The following is a 12,417-nucleotide window of genomic DNA, read 5'->3' as shown; positions in this document are numbered from 1 at the left end:
TTGCAATGTTGAAAGGTTATTATCGATTTCAATAGTTGCTGCTTTTCAACCTTGCTGCAACGTAATGCCCTATGTATAAAATTCATAAACATTAAAAGCATTCCAACTTTTCAACCTTTCAACAATAATGAAAATCCTAATGGTATGCCTGGGCAATATCTGCCGGTCGCCGCTGGCGGAGGGTATTATGCAGCACCTGAGCGATGAGCAGGGACTTGGTTGGGAGGTCGATTCGGCAGGTACGGGCAACTGGCATGTTGGCGAAGCTCCAGACCGGCGTTCCATCCGCGCCGCGCGTAACCATGGTGTTGACATCAGCAGGCAGGTTTGCAGGTTGTTCAGAAAGAGTGATTTCGACGAGTTCGATCACATTTTTGTGATGGACAAAAGCAACCTGAGCAACGTACTCAATATGGCCCGCAATAATGAGGACGCCAAAAAAGTAAGCATGCTCCTCGGCGATAAAATAGTACCCGATCCCTATTATGATGACGCCCAGTTTGAACCGGTTTTTATGTTGATAGAGAACGGTTGTAAGGAGATTATTAAGAAGTTGGTTGATTAAGTTAGAATGGGTTGATTAGGTTAGATTGAGTTTAGGGGAGAACGACAAAATAAAGTTTTATAATGGCGATGCCTTTGGCCCAGGCTCTATGCTCATACGCCTGCAGGCATTACGCTCATTGGCCGGTATCCGCGCCGATCCCTATCGCTTTGGTCTGAACCGGGATTTTTAGGATTAAGGGATTACAGGATTTTAGCAGCGATCATTTAAATACCTATAGATGATGTTTTCGTCTTCCCAAATGTGTCAGCAGAGCGGCTTCGGGCGAAAACGGGCAAAACAATGCGGGGCTGTGCGGTGGCAGAGCATAGGAAGTTTTTTGCGGCAGGGGTAATGAGTGTGAGGGCAAAATAATTCCAGCCCAGGTTTTGCCCGTTTTGCAGGGCAGAGGCCTTGAGCGCAAAGAAGCATTTCTGCTGACTTGATTTATTCACCAGTAAATTGTTTTTATTGGCGTTCATTATCTCGCTTTGCTCGGTCTTGGTTACTTTTTATCAAGAAAAAGTAACAGCCCCCCGCGGCGATTGAGCGGGCCAATGTTTGTGGGTTATAATTAAATATTGTTGTATTTTCCGGCCTTTGCGAAGGCGCTGGTATGATTGTCACAATGGCAATCAGAATTAAGCAAGAGGCTAATTAAACTGCTTTCCTTACCTTAAATAAAGGTAAATCCTCTCCATACCAAAAAGCCTCACCACAACGCTTAAATCCGGCTTTTAATAATACCTTTTGCGATGCCGCATTTTGCGGATGTGTAACCGCGCAAATTTCAATTAACCCTAATTTGTTAAAACCGTAGTTAATGAGCGCGTTGGATAGTTCAGTAGCGATGCCCTGGCCCCAGTATTTGAGGTGCAGGCGGTAACCCAGTTCTATGCTGTTCGGGTCAGATTCGCTTGGTTTTAGCATGCATACACCTATGAAATCATTATCAGCCTTGTTAAAAATTCCCCAGCGACCAAGTCCTGTTTTGTTTTTATAATCCTTTAGGGTATCCTTAAAAACCTGTTTAGCCTCGGCCGGGGTACGTTTCTTTACATACTGTGTAAGGCGCTCATCCTCATCCATAAGCAGGGAAAGCGCTTCGTCATTGGCAGTAAATTCACGGATCAGCAGGCGGGGCGTTTGGGCGATAATGTTCATGGTTTTCAAAAATATATGAATAAGCGAAATGTATAGTAAAAACTGTGTCATTTATAGCATCCTCTAAATCTCCCCCAGTAGGGGAGACCTTTAAAACCCTCCGTTGTGGGGAGGGTTGGGAGGGCTTAAGCTTTTTTGTACATTTGCCGCATGGCATCCATCAAACCATCCGTACCTAAAGGAACCCGCGATTTTTCACCTGTTGAAATGGTGAAACGTAATTATATTTTTGATACCATTAAAAGCGTTTTTCGCAAATACGGCTATCAGCAGATAGAAACCCCAACCATGGAAAAGCTGGAAACCTTAACCGGTAAATATGGAGAGGAAGGCGATAAGCTGATATTTAAGATATTAAATACAGGTGATTTTGTTACAGACGGCAAAATTGATTCATCAAATTTCAACCCTGATTATAAAAAGCTGACACCCTTAATATCCGGTAAAGCTCTCCGATACGATCTAACCGTTCCATTCGCCCGTTACGTTGTACAACACCAAAACGAAATTACTTTTCCATTCAAGCGTTTCCAGGTGCAGCCGGTTTGGCGTGCCGATAGGCCGCAACGCGGCAGATACCGCGAGTTTTACCAGTGTGACGCCGATGTAGTTGGTTCCGATTCATTATTGAACGAGGCCGAGTTTGTGCTCATCTATGATGAAGCTTTAAGCAAATTAGGACTGAAGGATTTTACCATCAAGATCAATAACCGCAAGATCCTTTCGGGCATTGCCGAACTGATCAATAGAGGAGATAACATCATTGATTTGACTGTGGCTATCGACAAACTGGATAAAATAGGTTTGGATGGCGTAACTAAAGAGTTATTGGAACGTGGCTTCACCGAAGCCGATATTGAAAAGATAAAACCGGTGATCCTGTTACAAGGCACCAATGCCGAAAAACTGCAAAGTCTGCGCGAAGCATTGGCCGAATCGGCAGCCGGCTTAAAAGGCTGCGACGAAATAGAAACTGTTTTTACATACTTGCAAAGCTGCCCGCTGCAAACCGCAACGCTGGAGCTTGATATCACCCTGGCCCGCGGCTTAAACTATTACACCGGCGCCATATTTGAAGTAAAAACCAACGAAGCAGCTATGGGCAGCATCGGCGGCGGCGGCAGATATGACGACCTTACCGGCATGTTTGGTTTAAAAGGCCTGACAGGGGTAGGCATTTCCTTTGGTGCCGATAGAATTTATGACGTGTTGGAAGAATTAAACCTTTTCCCAACTACCGCAAACCAAACTACCAAAGTGCTCATCTGTAATTTTGATAAAGAAGGGGAAACCTATGGACTGCCCTTGTTGCAACAGCTTCGCAGGCAGAACGTAAATGCCGAGCTTTATCCCGCAGGTGCCAAAATCAAAAAACAATTAGATTACGCCAACAATAAAAACATTCCCTACACCGTAGTGATCGGCGGCGATGAAATTGCAAGCGGCCTGCTCACTTTTAAAGATATGAGCAGCGGCGTACAAGAAAAGCTTACCGTTGATGAGATTGTGGAGAGGATGGTGAGGTAAAAGCCCAATCAATATACTTATATGTCATTGCGAGGTACGAAGCAATCGCGAACTATACAGGGCGACCCTGAACGCGTGCGATTGCTTCGTGCCTCGCAATGACATGGTTGTTTGATTCTTTCTGTTATTTTACTTTTAAGAAAATGAAACTTATCATAAAGAAATATGTTGTAAATAATAAAACAACATATCACTACTATGAAAAAGTTAAGTTTAATAGCGATGATGGCCATAGCTGCCTTATCGTTTCAATCGTGCGGCGGTTCAAAAGACAGTAAAGAAGTTGCCGATAGCGTAAATGCCGTTAAGGATACATCTACCATGGCTGCTAAAGATACTGCCGGTGTTACCGGTGCAAAAGGTATCGCGGTTGATGAAGGCGATGCCAAATTTGCTACAGGAGCTGCAAATGCAGGTTTAGCCGAAGTTGCAGCCGGTACTTTAGCCAGCGAAAAAGCAACCAATCCTAAAGTAAAAGCTTTTGGGGCGATGATGGTTACTGATCATACCAAAGCCAATGAGGAGTTAATGGCCATTGCCAAAACTAAAAATATCACCTTACCAAACGAGCCAGATGCCGATCATCAGAAAATGAAAGCCGACCTGGCTGCAAAATCAGGTGCCGATTTTGATAAAGCTTATGTTGATGCTATGGTTAGCGGTCACAAAAAAGTAGAATCGCTTTTTGAAGATGCATCTAAAAATTGTAAAGATGCCGATTTGAAAGCTTTTGCTGCCAAAACATTGCCTACCATAAAAAGCCACCTGGCCGAAATTGAGGCTATCCAAAAAGGCATGAAATAATTAATGCTGATCTTATAAATAACAGTAAAGGAGGTAATTGTACCTCCTTTCTGTTTTTATGCTTATTTTAGGGCTTAGCTAATGACTGGCCCCTATGAAAAAACTTCTCCTCCTATTATTTTTCGCTACGGCATCTTCTTTGAATGTTAAAGCTCAAAAGGCCGACGACTTTGATACCAAAATAAAAGACCTCACCAAATTCACCGGCTACTTCAATTTTTATTGGGATGAAAAATCGGGCAAGATCTTGCTGGAGATCGATAAGTTCGACCAGGAATTTCTATACGTAAACTCCCTGCCGGCAGGTGTTGGCTCCAACGACTTGGGGCTTGATCGTGGGCAGATCGGCAACAGCCGCATCGTTAAATTCATCAAAAGCGGACCTAAAGTACTATTGGTGCAACCCAACTATAGCTACCGCGCCATTAGCGATAATGCAGATGAACGTAAATCTGTGGAGGAGGCTTTTGCACAATCGGCCATTTGGGGTACTACGGTTTTGGCCCAGGACGGTGACAAAGTATTGGTAGATTTTACGCCTTTTTTGCTGCGCGACAGCCATAAAATAGCCGACAGGCTAAATGATAACAACCAGGGCAGTTTTGGCTTTGATGAAAGCCGCTCGGCGGTTTATTTGCGAAATACTAAGGATTTCCCGGATAATTCGGAGTTTGAAGCTACCATTACTTTGGCCGGTAAAGGCAAGGGATATGAGATCAGTTCGGTAACGCCGGATGCTAACGCGGTTACTGTGCGGATGCACCAATCGTTTATTAAACTGCCCGACGGTAATTACAAGCAGCGCAAATTTGACCCCAGATCCGGGTATTATGATGTGGACTATATGGACTATGCCACACCGATAGACCAACCGATCATGAAGCGGATGCTTACCCGGCATCGCCTGCAAAAGAAAGACCCAACTGCAGCCATGAGCGAGCCTGTAAATCCAATTGTTTATTATGTTGACCGTGGTGCGCCCGAACCGGTGCGCAGTGCTTTAATTGAAGGTGCCAGCTGGTGGAACCAGGCTTTTGAGGCGGCAGGTTATAAAAACGCGTTCCAGGTAAAATTACTGCCTGCGGATGTAGATCCGATGGATATCAGGTACAATATCATCCAATGGGTACACCGCTCAACACGGGGCTGGAGTTATGGCGAATCGATTACCGACCCACGCACAGGCGAGATCATTAAAGGACAGGTTTCATTAGGTTCGCTGCGCGACAGGCAGGACTTCTTAATTGCCGAAGGCCTGGTGCAACCTTATGAAGACGGCAAACCCACCAGCGATAAAATGCTGAAACTGGCCCTTGCCCGCTTGCGCCAATTGGCTGCCCATGAGGTTGGCCATACTTTAGGGTTGCAGCACAACTTCACGGCCAGTGTAAACGGAAGGGCTTCTGTCATGGACTACCCGCCACCGGTGATCAGCTTAAATACCGATGGAACTATCGACCTGAGTAAAGCTTACCGCACCGAAATTGGCGAATATGATAAACGGGCTATTCTTTACGGCTACCAGGATTTTGTGAATGGTACTAATGAGGACGACGCTTTAAAAGGTATCATCACCGAAACAATAAAACAGGGCTTTTTATTTATATCTGACGATGATGCGCGCCCGGCAGGCAGCGCCCATCCGCAGGCCCACCTTTGGGATAGCGGTGCCAACGCGGCCGATGAACTGAACAGGCTGATGGTGTTGCGTAAACATGTACTGGATAATTTTTCTGAAAAAGCCATCCGCCAGGATGCGCCAATGGCAACTTTAGAAGAAGTATTGGTGCCGATGTACCTCATCCATCGCTTTCAGGCCGAAGCCACCTCCAAAATGTTAGGCGGGCTATATTATACTTTCGCTTTAAAAAACGACGGACAAACCATTACCCGTTTTGTGCCGCCAGCCGAACAGTGGAAAGCGTTCAACGCATTGATGGGTACCATAACGCCCGATGCGCTTGCCCTGCCCGAAAAGCTGATAGCAATGATCCCGCCAAGGCCGATAGGATATCCGCGTACCCGTGAAACATTTAAATCACACACCGGCCTGACTTTTGACCCTATGGCAGCTGCTGAATCTGCCGCTGGTGCGACACTTTCATTTATGCTGCAACCGGAACGTGCCGCACGCTTAGTAGAATACCAATCACGGGATAATACACAACCCGGTTTGCTGCCTGTATTGAACAAGCTGGTAGCCCAAACCTGGAAAGTCCCGCAGCCAACAGGCTATAAAGGCGAATTACAGCGATTAGTAAATAACCTAACGCTAAAACAGATCCTTACCCTTGCTGCAACAACCAATGCCCCGGCCAGTGTGCGTGGTATTGCCCTGTTACAAATAGATGATCTTAAAAAATGGATGCAAACAGCGGTTGTTACAGCCACGGATAGCCGCAAAGCCAATTTGCTTTTCGGCTTAGCCGAGATCAAACAATTTGAGTACAATCCTGATAAGTTTGAACCGGCACATACTTTGAATATGCCCGATGGTTCGCCGATTGGGATGGAGTAATTCTTGTTTATTTAGATTTACGAAGTTTTTAAAACTTCGTAAATCTGGGTAGATCGTTTAATCGATTGATAATCAAGTTTATTATGTCATTGTGAGTATCCATCAGGGGTAACCTGAAAAAAATAGTGATAACATCGTTAACGCGCTTGTGTAGAGACGCAACATTTTGCGTCTCCCGCATGCAAATGCACCACGCAAATTTAAAATCTCACAAATCCGCTCTGTATAGCGGGAGACGCAAAATGTTGCGTCTCTACAAAAAATATATTTGATAATCAATAACTTACATGGACGTCATTATAAGTTATAAAATATTTCTAACTGTTCGTTTTCAAGCTCAATCAGTTTTTTCGTGATTTTCATCTCCTCAAACCCATGCCATACCATTTTCAACTTACTAAACCTTGATGCAAAATTTCCCACCACTGCCGATAGCGTCACTTTTTTTGCTTTAGGGTCAAAACGGATCGTCCTTCTATAATAAAAGCCATTCTCGTAATCATAGCTGTTACCATCATCCTCATAATACACAAACTCATTAGCCGCTTTCCCGTTCCAGACGTGCAACTGCAAAATGCCATCGCCTTTTTCAGTGGTGTTTTGTAAAACGCTCTGCATCGGGATTATAGCACCTGCCTTTACAAATACGGGCAAGTCTGTTAATGGCGATGGCGCATTCACAATTTTGCCGCCTTTTAATTTTTCATCGGTACTCAGGCGGTACCAATCACCTTTGTGTAAATAAACATCAGTGGTCAATTTATCGCTTTCAACGGGAGCAACCAGTAAGGCATCGCCAAACATAAACTGGTTTTGAAAACGCTCGTAATAAACCTTTTCATCAAAAGGGAATTCAATGGCCAGGGTGCGGCTGATGGGTAAGCCGGTTAAGGCGGATTGATAAAAGCCTGAATAGATATAAGGCAATAAGCGATAGCGCTGCTCAATATCTTTTTTGATGATCCGCTCATTGGCTTTGCCCCATTCCCAGGGCTCGCGCATTTTACTGCCTTTGATGGCGTGGTTGCGGAACATGGGGGTATAAACGCCCAGGGAGTTCCAACGTACCATCAACCCGGGTGTTGGGTTGCCGCTAAAACCGCCGATATCGACCCCGGTAAAGGAGATGCCGGTAATGCCCAAACTGTTTACCAGGCGTTGCCCTAATAACATATGTTCATCGGTGCCGGTATTGTCACCCGTCCACACGGCCGAATAGCGCTGCGTGCCGGCATATGCGGCGCGGGTTAGTACAAATGGTCGTTTGTTATTGAGGATTGTTCTGGTGCCATTATAAGTGGCCCGTGCCATTTGCATGCCGTAGGCGTTACGTACTTCGGGCATATATTTATCACCAAACTTTACCAGCCAGGGCATGTTTTGACCCCAGGCGGCGGGTTCGTTCATATCGTTCCAAAAACCATCAACCCCAACATCTGTTAGTGCCGTAAAAGCCGCTCCCCACCATTCGCGCACATCATCCCTGAAAAAGTCGGGAAAATGGCAACGGCCCGGCCAAACGTAGCCGGTATAGTTTTCACCATCGGGGTATTTGGCAAAGTAATCATTGGCTATGCCTTCATCATATTGCCGGTATCCTTCCTCTATCTTAATACCGGGATCAACAATAGTAACCAGATGAAAGTTCATTGCTTTGAGTTCGTCCATCATTCCCTTCGGATCGGCAAATGTTTTTTTGTTCCAGGTAAAGATCTTGAAGCCTTCCATATAGTCTATATCGCAATAAACCACATCGGCGGGGATCTTCTTTTTGCGGAAGGTTTTGGCAATTTTTAAAACCTCTTTGGCACTCATATAACTCCAGCGGCATTGCTGGTAACCCAGGCTCCATAAAGGGGGCATTTCCATGCGACCGGTAAGCCAGGTGTAATCTTCAATAATTTTGGCTACGCCCTGCGCGCCAAAAAAGTAATAATTCATATCACCGCCATCGGCACCAAACCAGCTCATTTCATCGTCAGTAGTGGCACCAAAATCGAAATAGCTTTTGTGGATATTATCTAAAAACAAGCCATAGGTAAGCCCGCTGTGCAAGCCAACAAAAAAAGGAAAGGTTTTATAAAGTGGATCTGATTTTAGGCCATAATCAACCGCGTCGGTATTCCAGTTGGTGTATGATGTTCCGCGGCGGTTCAGGTCGCCGGTTTTTTCACCCAGGCCAATAAACTTTTCATCAGGATACAGCTTGCGGTAGGTAATCACCCTGTCGCCCTGCCAGTTGGTTCCAAAACGGTTATCGTCCTGGCTTAGCGGCTTATCATCGGCAGTAAAAAAATTGAACCTTAAAGGCGATTTGTTGATGACGAGTTTTAATGCTGATGTGTTTACCTTGATAAATTCAGCAGACTCATCTATGTCAAAATCTGCCAATGGTTCCCTGATCACTGCGTAGGAGGGATCCTCGTCTTCCTGTTTCTTGCTGATGGTTACCCTGATGATGCTTGGACTATATACGTATATCCTTGCTTGTGCTTCGGCTGTACTGATAATCAATACAGCATCCTGCTGTTTAAAGCCCTGAATGTTACCTGCTATTACTGTTTCCATAGTAAAAAGTGCCCTATTAATTACCAGGGCACAAAAAAGGAACGCATGTAGGTTTCATTGGTTTTTTTTAATGTGAAACAGGTGAAGTGCCAATTATAACCGATGAGCAAAACAAAACTATCGACGAAGCGCATGATTTAAGCCATTAAACTGTAATTGGTTGATTATTAGTGTTGATGTGAGGCTTTGCCGGTTGCAATTTGCCGTTCGTCTATATTTATAAAGGGGCGGTCTATTGCGTTTTTTTGATAGGGAAAGATGTTGTTGTTTTGGATATTGAAATTAACAAACACATTTAAAAACAGCATTTTAAAATAAAAAAGATCATGAAAAATTCAATCAAATTATCAGCATTATTATTATTATTATTAAGCGCAGGCATTTTTACAACAACTGCTGCAAGCGCCAAACCACATACCGGCGATACTAAAGACGTGATCACCGTATCCTCATTAAAACATGAGCGTGGTGTTGCGGTAATTATTTCAAAAGCCGAAGCAAGCAAATCATACGTAACCATTTTTGACCAGGCAAACAATATTTTAATGGAAGACTTTTTGCCAAGCAAAGCCGAAGTTGCAAAAGGATACGTGTTAACCAGCCTTGATAACGGCGACTACAAATTCGAGATCAGATCAAACGATGAAGTGGTTACCAAAACTGTTCACGTTTACGATGAATACAACAAAAAGAAATTCTTCTTTGTTGACTAATCCGGATGCCATATACGAAACAAAAAATCCCGCTGTAAGGCGGGATTTTTTGTTTTATGAACTATGTCATTGCGAGCACAGCGTGGCAATCGCATACTATACAGGGCGGATTTGCAGAGTTCGCGATTACTTCATGCCTACCCATGACGTGTTTTAAAACGACTGTCATCCTGAGGAACGAAGGATCTATTCTACACCATGCTCGTTCGCTCTGTATGTTCACGAATAGATTCTTCGTTCCTCAGAATGACAGGGCGGAGAGGACAGTTTTTACGTCATTTTCCCCTTCAAAGTCCGCGGATTTTACAACTCGCAATGGCCTGTTTTGTGATTGGCCCTAATCCCAAAGATTAGACGGATAAGTTCCGTTTTCAACCAATGCCGAAATACTTTTTTGTACAATAGGCTTATCTTCTTTATAAGTTACGCCAAACCATTTTGAGCCGGTTGGGATAACCTTGAATGAAGCAACGCCCGTTTTGATCAACCCATCGGCAACCAAAGGAATAAAAAATTCCGATTTAGGGTTGTTTTCATTAGCGTCAACAAATTTCCTGAACATGTCTTCGCTTTGTTTGAAAACAGCGGGAGTAAACCCCCAGAAGTTCATTGATACACGGGTGTCGCTTGGCAATGGATGTTCGCCTGTTGCATCCTTATAGGCTACGCTGCCGTCTTCTTTAAAATAAACTTCGGTCCGCTCGTTGATCTCTACCATGTTACCTTCGTCGTTCACTTTACAAACACCGCGCGATACCGAGCCGTAATCAGACAACGTACGGTCAATCTGGTAGCCTACCAATGAATAAGTATCATCTGTAATTTCGCTGGTTAAAAATCTGGCCATTTTTTCAAATGAATCATAACCATAAAAATCATCGGCATTGATCACGCAAAATGGTTCATTGATTTGGTTACGGGCTGCAAGTACCGCGTGGGCAGTACCCCATGGTTTAGCGCGTTCAATGGTTTTATCAATACCGAAGGGTTTAAGATCAAAGCTCTGAAAAACGTAGTCGGTTTCAATACGTCCCTTTAGTTTTGGTTCAAATATGGCTTTAAAGTTATCAGCAAATTCTTCGCGGATAATGAAGCTTACTTTACCAAAACCTGCTTTTATAGCATCGTATATAGAGTAATCAATAATAGTTTCGCCATTGGGGCCAAAGCCGTCAACTTGTTTCATGCTGCCATAACGACTGGCCATACCGGCGGCCAAAATTAAAAGTGTTGGTTTCATAAGTATGTGTGGGGTATTTATCTAATATTGTTTTTGATAATGGTGAATAAGTGTTTAGGGGGAAAATTGTTTTAATATTTTTATTTGATATATCTGAAATCCTGACCTGCTTTAATGTTTAGCAAGGTTTCATAAATTAAACGGATCACGTTATCAACATCGTTTTTGTGGATCATTTCGACAGTAGTATGCATATAACGCAACGGCAATGAGATCAATGCCGATGGTACACCATCATTTGAATATGCAAAGGCGTCGGTATCGGTACCTGTTGAACGTGACGAAGCCTGGCGTTGGAAAGGAATTTCGGCTTTCTGGGCAGTCTCTATCAATAGTTTGTTCAGGTTGTTTTGCACCGCAGGCGCGTATGATACAACAGGACCGCGACCACAAGCCAAATCGCCCTGGACGATTTTATTGATCATTGGCGTTTGGGTATCATGGGTAACATCGGTAACAATGGCCACGTTTGGTTTTATTTTGTGGGCTATCATTTCGGCACCACGTAAGCCAATCTCTTCCTGCACGGCGTTTACAATGTATAAGCCAAAGGGTAGTTTAATGTTGTTTTCTTTTAATAAACGGGCAACTTCGGCAATCATGAAACCACCTGCACGGTTATCCAGCGCACGACCAACATAATAACGGTCGTTAAGGATCATGAATTCATCTTCATAGGTAATAACACAACCTACATGGATGCCTAATTTTTCTACTTCTTCTTTTGAAGTACAGCCGCAATCTAAAAAGATGTTTTTAAGGGTTGGGGCTTCTTCCTTTTCGCCGCCTAAACGGGTGTGGATTGCAGGCCAGCCAAAAACTGCTTTTACAATGCCATTATCGGTATGGATGTTTACTCTTTTTGAAGGCGCTATCTGGTGATCAGAACCACCATTGCGGATCACATATATCAAACCATCGCTGGTAATGTAATTTACAAACCACGAAATTTCATCGGCATGAGCCTCAATAACTACCTTATAATCGGCCTTTGGGTTGATGATGCCTACAGCAGTGCCATAGTTATCTACATAATGGGTATCAATGTAAGGCTTTAAATAATCTAACCATAGTTCCTGGCCTTTCCATTCAAAACCGGTAGGCGAAGCGTTATTGATATATTTTTCTAAAAAAGATAGCGAGGTTTCGTTTACAATTGAAATATGCGGTGAGGCATCAGATTTTTTTTTAGCCATGTTATTTTTAGTAACCTATGAGTATGTAATAAAGCAAATATAGTAAACCCGTGGAAATGACATTGAAATAACTTGCCATATTTGAAACAAATGTGTGTTTTTATTATTAATTTAATATTCAAGTAAGGTAATTTGATGTTTTT

At 43.6% G+C, this 12,417-nt stretch carries 11 protein-coding genes; 6 read left to right on the top strand and 5 right to left on the bottom strand.

Annotated elements, in window-relative coordinates; all coding sequences use genetic code 11:
• Positions 1–127 precede the first annotated feature (127 nt).
• Together FHS10_RS03895 and FHS10_RS03890 are read left to right on the top strand one after the other, a co-directional pair.
• Positions 128–565 carry a low molecular weight protein-tyrosine-phosphatase gene (locus FHS10_RS03895; protein ID WP_259087790.1) on the top strand — a complete coding sequence of 146 codons (438 nt, stop codon included), beginning with the start codon at positions 128–130 and terminating at the stop codon, positions 563–565.
• Positions 566–590: 25 nt separating this feature from the next.
• Positions 591–737 (top strand): hypothetical protein, encoded by a 147-nt coding sequence (locus FHS10_RS03890; protein ID WP_259087788.1) that lies wholly within the window; start codon positions 591–593, stop codon positions 735–737.
• 34 nt (positions 738–771) lie between these two features.
• Here FHS10_RS03890 and FHS10_RS03885 read toward each other — a convergent pair whose 3' ends face one another.
• Both FHS10_RS03885 and FHS10_RS03880 read right to left on the bottom strand, forming a co-directional pair.
• Complete coding sequence (locus FHS10_RS03885) at positions 772–1,026, bottom strand: hypothetical protein (RefSeq protein WP_259087786.1); 255 nt, start codon at positions 1,024–1,026, stop codon at positions 772–774.
• Positions 1,027–1,201: 175 nt separating this feature from the next.
• The gene (locus FHS10_RS03880) at positions 1,202–1,759 is read right to left on the bottom strand and encodes a GNAT family N-acetyltransferase (RefSeq protein WP_259087784.1); all 558 of its coding nucleotides are present in this window, start codon (positions 1,757–1,759) and stop codon (positions 1,202–1,204) included.
• 99 nt (positions 1,760–1,858) lie between these two features.
• On the opposite strand from FHS10_RS03880, the gene hisS reads away from it, so the two are divergent.
• From hisS to FHS10_RS03865, 3 genes are all read left to right on the top strand, one after another.
• Complete coding sequence (gene hisS, locus FHS10_RS03875) at positions 1,859–3,235, top strand: histidine--tRNA ligase (protein ID WP_259087782.1); 1,377 nt, start codon at positions 1,859–1,861, stop codon at positions 3,233–3,235.
• 198 nt (positions 3,236–3,433) lie between these two features.
• Positions 3,434–4,039, top strand: coding sequence for a DUF4142 domain-containing protein (locus FHS10_RS03870; RefSeq protein WP_259087781.1), 606 nt, complete (start codon positions 3,434–3,436; stop codon positions 4,037–4,039).
• Between the two features lie 94 nt (positions 4,040–4,133).
• The gene (locus tag FHS10_RS03865; RefSeq protein WP_259087779.1) at positions 4,134–6,557 is read left to right on the top strand and encodes a zinc-dependent metalloprotease; all 2,424 of its coding nucleotides are present in this window, start codon (positions 4,134–4,136) and stop codon (positions 6,555–6,557) included.
• A 297-nt stretch (positions 6,558–6,854) separates the two neighbouring features.
• Here the strand turns inward: FHS10_RS03865 and FHS10_RS03860 are convergent, their stop codons facing one another.
• Positions 6,855–9,125, bottom strand: a complete 2,271-nt coding sequence (locus FHS10_RS03860) for a glycoside hydrolase family 31 protein (protein ID WP_259087778.1) — start codon at positions 9,123–9,125, stop codon at positions 6,855–6,857.
• A 326-nt stretch (positions 9,126–9,451) separates the two neighbouring features.
• Here FHS10_RS03860 and FHS10_RS03855 point away from each other — a divergent pair, with 326 nt between their 5' ends.
• The gene (locus tag FHS10_RS03855; protein WP_259087777.1) at positions 9,452–9,838 is read left to right on the top strand and encodes a hypothetical protein; all 387 of its coding nucleotides are present in this window, start codon (positions 9,452–9,454) and stop codon (positions 9,836–9,838) included.
• Between the two features lie 337 nt (positions 9,839–10,175).
• Here the strand turns inward: FHS10_RS03855 and FHS10_RS03850 are convergent, their stop codons facing one another.
• Positions 10,176–11,078 carry a nucleotidyltransferase family protein gene (locus FHS10_RS03850; RefSeq protein WP_259087776.1) on the bottom strand — a complete coding sequence of 301 codons (903 nt, stop codon included), beginning with the start codon at positions 11,076–11,078 and terminating at the stop codon, positions 10,176–10,178.
• An 80-nt stretch (positions 11,079–11,158) separates the two neighbouring features.
• A complete protein-coding gene (locus tag FHS10_RS03845) occupies positions 11,159–12,274 on the bottom strand; it encodes a M42 family metallopeptidase (RefSeq protein ID WP_259087775.1) in 1,116 nt (371 codons plus the stop codon).
• Positions 12,275–12,417: the final 143 nt, after the last annotated feature.

The sequence above is a fragment of the Mucilaginibacter dorajii genome (assembly GCF_024808255.1).
GTDB lineage: Bacteria > Bacteroidota > Bacteroidia > Sphingobacteriales > Sphingobacteriaceae > Mucilaginibacter > Mucilaginibacter dorajii.
The sequence above is the reverse complement of the archived record's forward strand: the minus strand, read 5'-3'. Positions and strand labels throughout refer to the sequence as shown.

Bases quoted from the DNA above. Each gene is read 5' to 3' on its own strand.
- FHS10_RS03895 (WP_259087790.1), top strand. From the start codon at position 128: ATGAAAATCCTAATGGTATGCCTGGGCAATATCTGCCGGTCGCCGCTG.
- FHS10_RS03885 (WP_259087786.1), bottom strand. From the start codon at position 1,026: ATGAACGCCAATAAAAACAATTTACTGGTGAATAAATCAAGTCAGCAG.
- FHS10_RS03880 (WP_259087784.1), bottom strand. From the start codon at position 1,759: ATGACACAGTTTTTACTATACATTTCGCTTATTCATATATTTTTGAAA.
- hisS (WP_259087782.1), top strand. From the start codon at position 1,859: ATGGCATCCATCAAACCATCCGTACCTAAAGGAACCCGCGATTTTTCA.
- FHS10_RS03870 (WP_259087781.1), top strand. From the start codon at position 3,434: ATGAAAAAGTTAAGTTTAATAGCGATGATGGCCATAGCTGCCTTATCG.
- FHS10_RS03865 (WP_259087779.1), top strand. From the start codon at position 4,134: ATGAAAAAACTTCTCCTCCTATTATTTTTCGCTACGGCATCTTCTTTG.
- FHS10_RS03860 (WP_259087778.1), bottom strand. From the start codon at position 9,125: ATGGAAACAGTAATAGCAGGTAACATTCAGGGCTTTAAACAGCAGGAT.
- FHS10_RS03855 (WP_259087777.1), top strand. From the start codon at position 9,452: ATGAAAAATTCAATCAAATTATCAGCATTATTATTATTATTATTAAGC.
- FHS10_RS03850 (WP_259087776.1), bottom strand. From the start codon at position 11,078: ATGAAACCAACACTTTTAATTTTGGCCGCCGGTATGGCCAGTCGTTAT.
- FHS10_RS03845 (WP_259087775.1), bottom strand. From the start codon at position 12,274: ATGGCTAAAAAAAAATCTGATGCCTCACCGCATATTTCAATTGTAAAC.